This is a genomic window from Nonomuraea roseola (genome assembly GCF_039535395.1).
Classification (GTDB): domain Bacteria; phylum Actinomycetota; class Actinomycetes; order Streptosporangiales; family Streptosporangiaceae; genus Nonomuraea; species Nonomuraea roseola.
Window position 1 is genome coordinate 34988 of sequence record NZ_BAAAXC010000003.1, and the last position, 11547, is coordinate 46534.

Here is an 11547-nt window from a genome sequence, read left to right on the forward strand (position 1 = left end):
CGGGGGACCGCAGCGCGTCACTGATCGCGGGGATCGTCCCAGAAGCCGTGGTCGTGCCGTACAGGCCGGGGCCTGTCATGAGCGGGCTCGAGCACGCCTGGAGATGGCGCGGCCGTCTCCGGCAGGTCGTTCGCGCGTCGCCGGTGCCGGGACGCCGGCGAGGCGTCGCCGTGGTGGTCGAGGCCGGGACGCCGGGAGCTGACGAGCGCGGTCAGGGCGGTGGTGAGGGGGACGGCGGCGATGAGGCCGAGCGTCCCGACGACGCTGCGGACGATCTCCTGGGCGATGAGCGGGTTGGTCAGCACTTCACCGAGCGGCTGCTTCGCGACGCTGATGAGCAGCAGCAGCGGCAGGGAGGCGCCGGAGTAGGCGAGGATGATCGTGTTGATCACCGACGCGATGTGCGCGCGGCCGACCCTGCCTGCGGCCCTGTACAGCTGCAGGAAGCCGTAGGACGGGTTCGCGTGGGCGAGTTCGGTGACCGTGACGGCCTGGGTGACGGTGACGTCGTCGAGCACGCCGAGGGAGCCGATGAGGATGCTCGCGAGCAGGAGTCCCTGAGCGTCGATGCGGTAGCTCATGTCCAGGTAGAGCGAGCTCTCGTCGGTGATGCCGTTGAGCTGGGCGAGTCCGATCGCGCCGTAGGACAGCAGCCCGGTGAGGGTCAGGCTGCTGAGGGTGCCCAGGACCGCCATCGAGGTGGTCAGCGTGAACCCGTGGGTGAGATAGAGCACCGCGAGCATGATCGCCGCGGAGCCGACGATGGCGATCGCCAGTGGCGGCTCGCCCGCGAGGATGGCGGGAATCACGAACAGCAGCAGCAGGGTGAAGGTCACGCCGAGGCCCACGAGCGCCGTCACGCCGCGCCAGCGGCCGAACGCGACCACAGCGAGCGCGAAGGCCGCGCCCATGATCCACAGTGACGTCGACCGGTCGTGGTCCGAGAGCAGGTACGGCGACGCGTCGAGCGTGCTGTCAGGGGTGTGAACGAGCACGACGTCGTCGCCCTCGGCGAACCGCTGTGCTCCAGGGCCGCTGGGAAGGTCGGTGGTGATGCGCTGTCCCGCGTCGGCGCCGCTGGTCAGCTGGATCTCGGCATCGCCGCAGGAGGCCGGATCCGGAGGTGGCTGCTCGGTGCCCGCGGCGACGCCCTCTTCGGGGGGAAGCTCGGGGCACGGCTTGAGGGTGATCGAGGTGATCGTGCCGGTGAGTCGCTCCAGCCCGGGGGCGGCTCCGGCTCCGGGCTTGTCCGAAGGCCAGAGCGCGATCAGCCCGATGACGGTGCCCAGGGCCAGGGGGATGATCACGGCCAGGGTCAACCACACGGTGCGGCGGGAGGCGGGGATGGCGGGGCCGTGCGCGTGGTTCGCGCCCATGACGAAAAGATCTCCTCAAGCCCTCAACGATGGAGGACAGTACATTACCGTCGCACCCGGACCACCCCGGCTCGACGGCCAGGACACGGCCAAGCCGCTCGCGCCACTTGCCTTGACACCGGTGACAGGGCTCTACCGTGAGCGCGCGCGCCGTCCTCGGCTCCGGTGCCGGGGTCCGCTGCGGCGGAGACGGTCGCGCGTCGCAGACCGGAGGAATGAGATGAAGTTCGGGATCAGCTACAGCACGCCTTACTACGGTGTCGACCCCGACCGGATCGTGGCCTATGCCCGCCATGCCGAGGAGTGCGGCTTCGAGTCGCTGTACCTGCCCGAGCACATCGCGCTGTATCCCGGTGCGATGGTGGGGCCGTACGAGCTGCCGCCTTCGCTGCCGTATGTGGATCCGCTCGACTGCCTGAGCTTCGTGGCCGCGGCCACGCGGCGGATCCTGCTCGGTACAGGCGTGCTGCTGCTGCCGTACCACCACCCGGTGGTGCTGGCCAAGCGACTGGCGACCATCGACGTGCTGTCCAGGGGACGGATGCGGCTGCTGACCGTGGGGCTCGGCGCCCTGCCGGGGGAGGCCCGCGCGATGGGCGTGGACTTCGCCACCCGCGGCCGTCGCGCCGACGAGGCGATCGACGTGATGCGGCTGCTCTGGGCCGGTGGCGAGGAGGGCGTCAGCTTCGAAGGGGAGTTCTTCGCCTTCGAGAACCTGTGCCAGTACCCCAAGCCCTACGGGGTCACGAGCCTGCCGATCCACGTCGGCGGATCGAGCAGGGCGGCCGCCCGCCGCGCGGGGCGACGCGGCGACGGCTACCACCCCGGCGGCGCGCTCCACCCGGACGAGCGCGCCCTCCAGCTGGACCTGGCCAGGTCGGCCGCCGCCGAAGCGGGTCGTAGCGCGCAGGCGCTGGAGTACACGCGGCCGGGCTCGATCGACATGACCGTCGAACAGGTCGAGGCGCTCGCCGCCCAGGGCGTGACGCGCGTCGTCGTCAGCGCCACCTCCGCGGAACCGGACCGGCAGCGCGAGGAGATGTCCGCGTTCGCCGAGCGGTTCTCCCTCAGCTGAACCTCTCCCGCCCGGCGGCACTCCAACAGGAGAGTTCCTGTCCCCCCCGTCAGCTGGCTCTCCCGGGTCGAGGGGAGGCGGAGGCGAGGCGTCTGCCCAGCCGTTGGGCCGGAGCCTCCACCAGGCGCCAGGTCAGCGCGCTGAGCGCCAGCAGCACCCCCACCACGCACGCCAGCGCGACCAGCCGCAGGCCCAGCGGCACGACCAGCGGTTCTGGCCAGAACCGCTCGACGCTTTCCAGCAGCAGGGGGTGGAGCAGGTAGATCGAGTAACTGACCAGCCCCAGCCACGCCAGAGGCCGCGGCACCCGCCTGTGTCGCAGCCTCATCCCCACGGCGAAAGTGAGCCAGGCGGCGGCCATGGCCGTCTGCAGGCCGAGCTCTCCCCACGCCAGCCCTGTCCAGGCCAGCGGCACCAGAACCACCCATCCGGCCGCCGTCCAGGAGATCTCGCCCTGCTCGGCCCGATACAGCGCCGTGCCCGCGAACATGGTGGCCAGGATCAGCAGCCCCTGCCATGGGTCCGGATAACTCTGATTGACCGCCAGCAGGCCGAGCACGGTCACCCCGAGGACGATCGCACCCGCGCGCCGTACCGGGGCCGAGCCCTTCAGCACGGCGGCCAGGCCGCCCGCCACCAGCGCGGTCACCACCAGCACGACCGTCAGCATCCGGCCGGCACCGCCGGCCGACAGCAGCTTGACGGGTAACGCGGCCGCGCCCAGCACCGCCACGGCGGCGAAGCCCAGGGCGCCGGTGACGCTCCTGCGGTGCACCCCGAGCGTGAACATCGCGGTCAGCAGCAGGTAGAAGGCCATCTCGTACGACAGCGTCCACAGCACGTTGACCAGGTTCGGCACGTACAGCAGGTTCTGCAGCATCGTCAGATGACCCAGCACCATGGAGGCGGGTCGATCGCTCCACCAGATGTGCAGGCCGTCCCATCCAACGGCCACCAGCAGCGCCATGCCGGCCACGCACACACCGAACAGTGGATACAGCCGGAACAGGCGAGAGATCCAGAAGGCCCGCACGCTGCCTCGCCGCTCCAGCGACGCGGGCACGATGTAGCCGCTGACCAGGAAGAACACGATCACGCCGTACCAGCCGGGCTCGAAGAGCGCCTTGACCGGCACCCTGGCCTCAGGCAGCAGCGGTTTGAGCGCGTGCTCGAAGACCACCAGGAGAGCGGCGATGCCGCGCAGAGCGTCGAGCCATGCCAGGCGCTGCCGGGTCTGCTCGGGCGCTTGGGTGCTTAGCATCCGGACATGCTAACGATCAATGTCCGCAATCTCTGGGTTTGCTGGGAATTGAGCAGCTCTCGGCGGCCCTATTATGTAAACGCATCCGTTTGCGTTTACATAAATGAAGGTGAACGATCGATGAAGATCCTCTGCAAGATCGCGTTACTCGTGCCGGCCCTTGCGGTGAGCGCCGCCTGGCTGGTCGTCCTGCGACTGAAGGACGTGCCGGCACCGCTGATCGTGGCCTACGGCCTCCTGGTGCTCGGCCTCGCGATCGGGCTGCTGTGGCCTCACGCGCTGGGACGGCGCTCCACGCGCACCCGTGCGCTGGCGCTCCTCGGCGCTCCCGCCGCCCTGGCCACGCTGGGCCTCTACTTCGCGGTCGTCTTCTACGTCACCGACGTGCCCGTCCTGCTCGGCCTCGCCTGCGCGGCGGCCCTGGCGGGGGCGCTGGTCGTCGGCCTGCGGGGGAGGCGGGGCACGGCCGGCGCGGCCGCAGGGCGCTCCAGAAGGGCCCTGCTGCTCGGCGGCGCCGGTCTGGCGCTCGGCGCGCTGAGCGGGCTGTCCGTCAGCCGGGTCGATCGCCATCGCCGCGACCTGCTGGCACAGGGCGCGAAGGACCTGGAGGAGGCGGTGCGAGCCCCGGGCGCCAGGCGGCGCCGCGCCGGCGGCTCGGTACGGGTCTTCCCCCTGCACACCGGCGACACCGTCGTCACGTACGGCCAGTTCTACGGCGGCCTCGACGGCTGGGAGGGGCTGACCGGCTACACGCGTACCCTGCTGGACAAGGCGCAGATCGCGGTGCCGGTCTACGCCTATCTCATCGACCACCCCCTGCATGGGCTGATGATGGTCGACACCGGCGTCAGCTGGGAGCAGGCGCACGATCATGATGGGTACTACGGCCACGGCGGCATGGCCTCGCGCCTGCTGACCGAGCGGCACGAGTACAGGCTGGCCGCCGGCCAGGACCTGCGGGTCCAGGTGGCCAGGCTCGGCTACGACGTCAAGGAGATCGCGACCGTGTTCCTCACTCACGTCCATGACGATCACGCGGGAGGTCTCCGCTCCCTGCCCCGGGCGACGGTGGTGATGGACCGGCGCGACTGGAACGACGGCGTCCTCTATCCCTACTCCTTCGACCTGGTCAAGGAGCGTCTGTCCTTCCCCGCCTTCGACTCGGGCCCCCTTCTCGCCTTCCCCCACAGCCAGGACCACTTCGGCGACGGCAGCGTGGTGCTCCTGCCCACGCCGGGGCACTCACCCGGCCACATGTGCGTGCTGGTGCGCATGGACGGCGCAAGCGCGCTGTTCATGGGCGACACCCTCTACACGCTGCCCCATCTGGCCGTCGACCAGGTACGCCAGATGACGATCGGCGGCGCGGACACCGCCGATCAGGTCGAGGCCGCCCGCCGCGTGCAACGGCTGCTGGTCTCGGCCACCGACACCGTGCCGCTGTTCGCCCACGACAACACCCGCTACCGGCACGCGGTCGCATCCGCGTTCTCCCAGGGGAGGCCCGACGCGGCGGGGGTGCTGGCCCTTCGCCGGCACATGGACACCGTCCTCACGCCCGACTGGCGCCTGCGCCCGGGCCAGGCGCCCCACTTCGTGCCGTCCTCCTCCGGCGCGGGCGTCGGGCAGGTGGCCTTCCGATGACCTCCACCCGGCGCACCAGAGGACGGCCGCGCGACCCCGAGGCCGACGAGCAGATCATGAGAGCCGCGCTGGAACTGTTCGTGGAGCGCGGCGTGGAAGGGGCGAACTTCGAGCAGATCGCCAAGCGCGCGGGCGTGGCCAAGGTGACGATCTACCGGCGCTGGTCCTCGAAGGAGGAGCTGCTGATCCAGGCGATCGAGCAGGCCCGCACCCTCGTGCCCGAGGAGGAGATCTGGGCGGCCGCGGACGCGCAGGGTCCACCGCTCGACGAGCGGCTCATGGACTCGTGGGAACGGACGTTCGGCGACACGCGCTTCCGCGCCGTGCTCGCCCAGCTCATCGGCTCCAGCATCGGCTACCCGTCACTGCTCGCCGCCTACCGCGAGCACTACATCCTGCCCCGGCGCCGAGTGATCCACGCCGCGCTCGAGCGCGCCAGGCGGGAAGGGCGGCTGGCCGAGGAGGCCGACATCGACGCCGTGATCGACATGGTCGTGGGCGCGGCGATGTACCGCATGCTCATCGGCCCGGCCTCATCCGGTGACCCCGACGCGACGAGCCACGGCCTGGCCGACATCGTCGGTCAGGCCGAGCGGCTGCTCCGGCGCACCGAACACCGCACGGCCGCCCCCCCGGGCGCAGAGGAGCAGAGCTGAGCCGCACCTGATCTCCCTGCGTCAGGGTCATCCTGGCTTCGTCTGCGCCCCCCGCCTCGGGGGCGGGACGCTCCAGCGTGTGATGATCGTACGCGCGGTCACGGGGCCAGGTGCGCACCGCGAGGACGGCGAAGACATCACCCCGCCGTCGTCGGTGTCTGGAAGGAGAAGAGCATGTCGAAGATCCACGGAACGGTGTCGGAGGGGTTCGAGGAGGTCAGGGCGGAGTTCGCCGCCGTGGCCGACGGCGAGGCCGGGCTCGGCGCCCAGCTGGCGGTCTGCCTGAACGGCAGGCGGGTCGTCGACCTCTGGACCGGCGACGGCGTCTCCGGCGACTCGCTGCACGCTCTGTACTCCTCCGCCAAGGGCGCGGCGCACCTGGTCGCGGCCCTGCTCGTGCAGGACGGCACGCTGAAGCTGGAGGCGGCCGTCGCCTCCTACTGGCCCGAGTTCGCCGCCGAGGGCAAGGGCGAGCTCACCCTGCGGGTCCTGCTGGCGCACCGCGCCGGGCTGATCGGCGTGGAGGGCGGCTTCACCGCGGCGGAGCTGGCCGACGACCGCCTGCTCGCCGCCCGGCTCGCCGGACAGCGGCCGTACTGGCAGCCGGGCTCCGGCTACGGCTATCACGCGTTCGTGATCGGAGCGCTGATCGGTGAGGTCGTCCGCCGCGCCACGGGACAGTCGCTCCAGCAGGTGTACGACGAGCGCGTCCGCGCGCCGTACGGGCTGGACTTCTACCTCGGCCTGCCCGAGGCGCTCGAACCCCGCTACGTGGAGGTCCAGCCGCTGCGGCCGGACGAGCGCGCCATGGCGGAGGCGCACGCGCCGGCCCCCGACAGCCTGATGGGGATCGCCTTCAACCTCAACGCCACGCCGCCCACCGATCTGGCCGCCTTCGCCAACACCCGCACGGTACGGGCGCTGGGCCCGGCCTCGTCGGGCAGCGTCGGCAACGCCAGGGGACTGGCCGGAATGTACGCCGCCGCCATCAGCGAGATCGACGGCAGGCCGCCCCTCCTCGAACCCGGCACCCTCGCGGAGTTCACCAGGCCGCACTCCACGGGCCCCGACCTGGTCACGGGGGAGCGCGACCACTTCCTGCTGGGCTTCGAGGCGCAGGCCGTCCGCTATCCCGAGCTGGGCGCGGACGCCTTCGGCCACAGCGGCGCGGTCGGCGCGCAGTCCTTCGCCGACCCCCGCAGCGGCATCGCCTACGCCTACACCCGCCGCCGCTTCTCCTTCGGCGGGGGAGGCGGAGCCCCGGAGAACCGCCGCCTGGTGGCCTCCGTCGTGCGGGCGGCGAACCGCGCCTAGCACGTCCCGGCCGGTCGGAGGGCCTCCTACCATACGCGCATGACCACGCACGGATTCACGCTCACAGCCGAGGGCCCTTTCGACTTCGGCGCCTCGCTGCGCTTCGTCGAGGACTGGCCGGCCACCAGCGCGCTGCCCTCCGACGGGCGGTCGCTGCGCTTCGCCTACAGCGCGGAGTCGGACTGGCTGCCGATCGGCGTGACGGTGACCGCCGCGCCCGGCGGGGTCGCCGTCGCCACGACGAGGGCGGCGGGTCCGGGGATCAGGGGCGAGGTGGCGCGCATCCTCTCCCTCGACGTGGACGGCACGGGCTTCGCCGAGCTGGGGGAGGCCGACCCCGTGCTCGGCGACCTGCAGCAGCGCCGTCCAGGCCTGCGGCCCGTGTGCTTCTGGAGCCCGTGGGAGGCGGCGTGCTGGGCGGTGATCGTGCAGCGCTCCTCCATGCTCATCGCCTCGAAGATCAAGCAGCGCATCGCGGAGCGGTTCGGCGCGAAGGTCACCGTGGACGGGCAGGTGTACGCCGCCTTCCCCCCGCCCGTCACGCTGCTGGAGGCCGGCGGCCTCGGCCTGCCCGCGCAGAAGGAGGAGTGGGTGCACGGGCTGGCCCGCGCGGCGCTCGACGGCGTGCTCACCGCCGAGCACCTGCGCGCGCTCGAGCCGGAGGAGGCGCTGGCCGAACTGCGCGCCCTGCCTGGCGTGGGCCCGTTCTCCGCGGGCCTGATCCTCATCCGCGGCGCGGGCGCGCCGGACGCGTTCCCCCGGCGACGAGCCGCGCCTGTTCGCGACCCTGCGCGAGGTGTACGGCCTGCCGCACGACGCGCCACCGGCCGCCTACCGCAGGCTGGCCGATACGTGGCGGCCCTACCGCTCGTGGGCTTCCTTCCTGTTCCGGGCCTCCACCTTCGGCGTCATGGACGATCGGGAGGGAGCGCGGAGCTGATCAGGGCCTAGAACGCGCGATCGAGGGCAGTTCGAGGGTCTTTGACGACTCTCGGGAGAATTCATGAGTGAGGCTGAGGCCATGGCCCGCCGGGCGGCGGACAGCCCGGCGATGGACAAGTTAGCGCGGGTCGGGCTGGTGTGCCGGGGCGTGCTCTACGGGCTGATCGGGGTGCTGGCGCTCCAGATCGCGTTCGGCGAGGGCGGTCGGGAGGCCGACAAGAACGGCGCGATCAGTACGGTCGCCGAGCTGCCGTTCGGGGCCGTGATCCTGTGGATCATGGTCGTGGGGTTCGCCGCGCTGACCGTGTGGCAGGCCTGTGAGGCGATCTTCGGGTCCCGCAGGGCCAAGGACAGGATCGAGTCGGTCAGCAGGGTCGTGGTCTACGCGTTCATCTGCATCGCGTTGCTGACCATGCTGCTGTCCGGCGAGAGCACATCGGACGACAAGGCCTCCCAGGACCTGACGGGCAAGCTGCTCGCACTGCCCGCGGGACAGATCATCGTGGGGGCGATCGGGCTCGGCATCGTCGCGCTCGGCGTCTACTGGGTGCGCTACGGAATCAAGAAGGAGTTCCGCAAACAGCTCAGGCCGATGCCGCCGCGGGCCGGCTCGGTGATGGATCGGCTCGGGCTCGCCGGTTACATCGCGCGCGGGGTGATCGCCGGGCTGGCCGGGGTCTTCGTGATCCAGGCGGCCATCACCTTCGACTCGGACAAGGCCGGCGGCATCGACGCGACGCTCAGGGCGTTCGCCGACACCCCCGCGGGGCCGTGGCTGCTGGTCGTGGTGGCGCTCGGGGTGCTGCTGTTCGCCGGATACTGCCTGGGAGAGGCGCGCTGGCGCAGGACCTGAGGATCGGCGACTGGTTCCTCGCCTTCGAGGAACCAGTCGCCGCAGGCTAGGCGGGGCGGACCAGCTCCGAGGCCCGCCGGCGCTGCCTCTCACGCCGGTACAGGATCGCGCGAGCGGCCATCACGACGCAGCCGACGCCGAGCAGCAGGCCCCAGAGGACGTCGGTGAGGAAGTGCATGCCGCGGTAGACGCGGGAGAAGCCGACCGCGAGCGGGGCGGCGATCCCGAGCACCCAGATCACCACCTGGAGCCCCCTGTTGCGGACATGCGAGCTCAGGATGAGCGCGACCCCGCAGTAGAACGCGACGGCAGCGCTGACGTGCCCGGAGGGGAAGCTGCTGGTGGGCGGGGCCTCGTCGAGGTGGCGCACCGGCGGCCGGTGCCGTCCGACGATCATGGTGGTGGCCAGGAAGACGAGCGACTGGCTCCAGACGGCCGCGATGAGAAAGACGGATTCGCGCCAGCGCTTGTACACGAGTCTGAAGATGATCGCGCATATCGCGGTGGCCGCAACGATGTAAGGGGTGTCCGACAGGCTGCTGCCGATATCGGTGAGCGCGTTCCACAACGAGGTGCGGTCGGCGGCCAGGCTCCGGCTCACGGCCGCCTCACCGCTGGGCAGGGCGAGGATCAGCTTGCCCACGCCGAACGTCGCCCCGGCCATCAGGATCATGGGCAGTAAAATCGTCAGAGCGTAGTACTTCACGTGCTCAGTTCTGGTCATGCATCACCTTCACCGACTCGGGTTCCACTCCTTCGGCCAATGGCGAGGCGGGCCTGCGGCCCTGCTCACGCCGCCAGGTCTCAAATGCCGCCGCGGTGGCGGCGATGACGGCCGAGCCCAGCACGATCCCTCCGGCCACGTCGCTCACCCAGTGCACGCCGAGCGCGATCCTGGTGTAGCCGACCGACAGCACCAGGAAAGCGGCGACGGCCCAGGCCACGACCCGTCCCGCCCGCGACAGCACGGGCAGGAGGAGAAGGACGATCACTCCCGCGCCGAGCGTCACGTGGACCGTGTGGCCCGAGGGGAAGGAGTCGCCGGGCGCGAGCGCGACGGGATCGGGCAGGTGCGGCCTGGCGCGGGCAACGACGATCTTGAGGGCCAGGCCGATCAGCCCGCCCACGACCATGGTGGTGACCGCCCAGACCGCCAGTCTCGGCGCTCCCCTGTACAGCAGCCAGGCGGCGTAGGCGATGACCGCGACACGCCATGGCCACGGCCCGAACAGCTCCGACCAGACGATGAGCAGCCTGGTCACGTCGGGATGGGCGAGCGCGTACGCGTGCAGCTCCCTGGCGACCTGGGCGTCCAGCCCGTTGACGGGCATCTTGGCCACCACGAGCAGCAGGCTGAAGGGGATCATGACGAGCGCCGCCGCGAAGCTCGCGATCGTCAGCCGCAGCCCCAGACTGCGGTCCCTGCCGACGCGGGTCCTGAGCCATTGCCGCCTCACAGTTCCGGCCTCTCCTCGATGCGCATTCGCGCTCGGCTACCCCGGCAGGGGGAATTGATTCCTGCCTGAAAGGCGGCGCTGAGGGTAGCCAGAAGGACATGTCCCCCACTGTGGCGGTTGTCGCGCATCGCAAGAAGACTCTCGGCGCAGGCCTGGACAGGCTGCGCACGCTCATCACCGAACAGGACGTCGGAGACCTGCTCTGGTTCGAGGTGCCCAAGAGCAAGAAGGCGCCGAAGAAGGTTCGCAAGGCGCTCAAGAAGGGCGCCGACCTGGTCTTCGTCTGGGGTGGCGACGGCATGGTGCAACGGTGTGCCGACGAGCTGGCCACCTCGGGCGTGCCGATGGCCATCCTCCCTGCCGGGACCGCGAACCTGTTCGCCAACAACCTCGGCATCCCCATCGACCTGGAGGAGGCGGTGCGGATCGGCTTCCATGGACGGCGAGGAGAAGCTCGACCTGGGCGTGCTCAACGGCGAGCAACTTCGCGGTGATGGCGGGCGCCGGGTTCGAGGCCGAGATGATCGCCGACGCCGACGGGCAGGCCAAGGAGCGGCTCGGCAAGCTGAGCTACGTCAAGGCGGCCGTATCGGCACGTCGGCGGCCGCTGGTGCCCATGAAGATCACGATTGACGGGACGACGTGGTTCGACGGGGAGGCCAGCTGTCTGCTGCTGGGCAACTGTACGAGCACGATATCAGCCGCGGCATCGAGGCGTTCGACGACGCCAGGCCGACGACGGCTGGCTGGTAGGTCGGCGTGCTCCAACACGCCAAGGGCCGATTCAGTGGGCCAGGGTGATCGCAGGATTGGCCACGGGACGCTCGACGACTCCCTTCGTCCGGATCACCCCCGCCAGGAAGGTGTCAGCCACGTTCGCGCCCCGCTGACGTACGAGCTGGACGGCGGTTTTTGTCTTGACGTTAATCGCACTGGCTACGTTACGTGTTTGTCTCTGTCTACTCCACT

The 11547-nt window shown here is 70.7% G+C and carries 11 protein-coding genes and 1 pseudogene; 8 read left to right on the forward strand and 4 right to left on the reverse strand.

The window, feature by feature from the left end; all coding sequences use genetic code 11:
- Window positions 1-17 precede the first annotated feature (17 nt).
- A complete protein-coding gene (locus tag ABFX55_RS00805; protein ID WP_346116622.1) occupies window positions 18-1376 on the reverse strand; it encodes a YibE/F family protein in 1359 nt (452 codons plus the stop codon).
- A 220-nt stretch (window positions 1377-1596) separates the two neighbouring features.
- On the opposite strand from ABFX55_RS00805, the gene ABFX55_RS00810 reads away from it, so the two are divergent.
- Window positions 1597-2451, forward strand: coding sequence for a TIGR03619 family F420-dependent LLM class oxidoreductase (locus ABFX55_RS00810; RefSeq protein ID WP_346116624.1), 855 nt, complete (start codon window positions 1597-1599; stop codon window positions 2449-2451).
- 49 nt (window positions 2452-2500) lie between these two features.
- Here ABFX55_RS00810 and ABFX55_RS00815 read toward each other — a convergent pair whose 3' ends face one another.
- On the reverse strand, window positions 2501-3712 hold the full coding sequence (locus ABFX55_RS00815; RefSeq protein WP_346116611.1) for an acyltransferase family protein: 1212 nt from the start codon (window positions 3710-3712) through the stop codon (window positions 2501-2503).
- 120 nt (window positions 3713-3832) lie between these two features.
- Here ABFX55_RS00815 and ABFX55_RS00820 point away from each other — a divergent pair, with 120 nt between their 5' ends.
- The 5 genes from ABFX55_RS00820 to ABFX55_RS00840 all read left to right on the forward strand — a co-directional run bounded on the left by ABFX55_RS00820 (window position 3833) and on the right by ABFX55_RS00840 (window position 9121).
- On the forward strand, window positions 3833-5356 hold the full coding sequence (locus ABFX55_RS00820) for an N-acyl homoserine lactonase family protein (protein ID WP_346116610.1): 1524 nt from the start codon (window positions 3833-3835) through the stop codon (window positions 5354-5356).
- Window positions 5353-6012: a TetR/AcrR family transcriptional regulator gene (locus ABFX55_RS00825; RefSeq protein WP_346116609.1), complete on the forward strand. Its 660-nt coding sequence runs from the start codon at window positions 5353-5355 to the stop codon at window positions 6010-6012. The genes ABFX55_RS00820 and ABFX55_RS00825 overlap by 4 nt, the downstream gene beginning before the upstream one ends.
- 174 nt (window positions 6013-6186) lie before the next feature.
- Window positions 6187-7326, forward strand: coding sequence for a serine hydrolase domain-containing protein (locus tag ABFX55_RS00830; RefSeq protein ID WP_346116608.1), 1140 nt, complete (start codon window positions 6187-6189; stop codon window positions 7324-7326).
- A 39-nt stretch (window positions 7327-7365) separates the two neighbouring features.
- A complete protein-coding gene (locus tag ABFX55_RS00835) occupies window positions 7366-8277 on the forward strand; it encodes a DNA-3-methyladenine glycosylase family protein (protein WP_346116626.1) in 912 nt (303 codons plus the stop codon).
- Window positions 8278-8329: 52 nt separating this feature from the next.
- Window positions 8330-9121 carry a DUF1206 domain-containing protein gene (locus ABFX55_RS00840; protein WP_346116604.1) on the forward strand — a complete coding sequence of 264 codons (792 nt, stop codon included), beginning with the start codon at window positions 8330-8332 and terminating at the stop codon, window positions 9119-9121.
- Window positions 9122-9167: 46 nt separating this feature from the next.
- Here the strand turns inward: ABFX55_RS00840 and ABFX55_RS00845 are convergent, their stop codons facing one another.
- Together ABFX55_RS00845 and ABFX55_RS00850 are read right to left on the reverse strand one after the other, a co-directional pair.
- On the reverse strand, window positions 9168-9845 hold the full coding sequence (locus tag ABFX55_RS00845; protein WP_346116602.1) for a phosphatase PAP2 family protein: 678 nt from the start codon (window positions 9843-9845) through the stop codon (window positions 9168-9170).
- Window positions 9832-10578, reverse strand: coding sequence for a phosphatase PAP2 family protein (locus ABFX55_RS00850; RefSeq protein WP_346116600.1), 747 nt, complete (start codon window positions 10576-10578; stop codon window positions 9832-9834). Before ABFX55_RS00850 ends, ABFX55_RS00845 begins: the two co-directional genes overlap by 14 nt.
- A 98-nt stretch (window positions 10579-10676) precedes the next feature.
- Here ABFX55_RS00850 and ABFX55_RS00855 point away from each other — a divergent pair, with 98 nt between their 5' ends.
- Window positions 10677-11072 carry a diacylglycerol/lipid kinase family protein gene (locus ABFX55_RS00855; RefSeq protein WP_346116628.1) on the forward strand — a complete coding sequence of 132 codons (396 nt, stop codon included), beginning with the start codon at window positions 10677-10679 and terminating at the stop codon, window positions 11070-11072.
- A pseudogene (locus ABFX55_RS00860) lies at window positions 11072-11547 on the forward strand (hypothetical protein); the annotation flags it as partial. The gene ABFX55_RS00855 and the pseudogene ABFX55_RS00860, both read left to right, overlap by 1 nt.

Excerpts from the sequence above, each read along its gene's own strand:
- ABFX55_RS00805 (WP_346116622.1), bottom strand. The coding sequence starts at position 1,376 with ATGGGCGCGAACCACGCGCACGGCCCCGCCATCCCCGCCTCCCGCCGC.
- ABFX55_RS00810 (WP_346116624.1), top strand. The coding sequence starts at position 1,597 with ATGAAGTTCGGGATCAGCTACAGCACGCCTTACTACGGTGTCGACCCC.
- ABFX55_RS00815 (WP_346116611.1), bottom strand. The coding sequence starts at position 3,712 with ATGCTAAGCACCCAAGCGCCCGAGCAGACCCGGCAGCGCCTGGCATGG.
- ABFX55_RS00820 (WP_346116610.1), top strand. The coding sequence starts at position 3,833 with ATGAAGATCCTCTGCAAGATCGCGTTACTCGTGCCGGCCCTTGCGGTG.
- ABFX55_RS00825 (WP_346116609.1), top strand. The coding sequence starts at position 5,353 with ATGACCTCCACCCGGCGCACCAGAGGACGGCCGCGCGACCCCGAGGCC.
- ABFX55_RS00830 (WP_346116608.1), top strand. The coding sequence starts at position 6,187 with ATGTCGAAGATCCACGGAACGGTGTCGGAGGGGTTCGAGGAGGTCAGG.
- ABFX55_RS00835 (WP_346116626.1), top strand. The coding sequence starts at position 7,366 with ATGACCACGCACGGATTCACGCTCACAGCCGAGGGCCCTTTCGACTTC.
- ABFX55_RS00840 (WP_346116604.1), top strand. The coding sequence starts at position 8,330 with ATGAGTGAGGCTGAGGCCATGGCCCGCCGGGCGGCGGACAGCCCGGCG.
- ABFX55_RS00845 (WP_346116602.1), bottom strand. The coding sequence starts at position 9,845 with ATGACCAGAACTGAGCACGTGAAGTACTACGCTCTGACGATTTTACTG.
- ABFX55_RS00855 (WP_346116628.1), top strand. The coding sequence starts at position 10,677 with ATGTCCCCCACTGTGGCGGTTGTCGCGCATCGCAAGAAGACTCTCGGC.